The organism is Arthrobacter sp. Soil_C_49, assembly GCF_057656635.1.
Window position 1 is genome coordinate 1 of the sequence record NZ_JBDGJZ010000050.1, and the last position, 224, is coordinate 224.

A 224-nucleotide genomic window follows, 5' to 3' on the forward strand; every position below is an offset into this window, starting at 1 on the left:
AAGGCGGTGGCGTTTGGTGGTGAGGGTGTTCCGGCGGCGCCGGTGCAGTTGGGCGGGTGTGTGCATGCGGCGTGGTCCGGTGCGAACAAGTATGTCCGTGACTGCACGAATGATGCTGATGATAAGAACGTTGAGGTGCCGAAGGCGAGTGCGTCGCCGTCGTATGTTTTCCGGGTGAACCGGGACCTGGTGGTCCTGAACGATGTGAATTCCGGGAACGTGTG

The 224-nt window shown here is 60.7% G+C and carries 1 protein-coding gene; it reads left to right on the forward strand.

All coding sequences use genetic code 11. From position 1 onward, the window contains the following. Window positions 1-224, forward strand: a 224-nt coding sequence (locus tag AC3A4Z_RS22655) for a hypothetical protein (RefSeq protein ID WP_498714564.1), incomplete at both ends; no start/stop codon positions are given.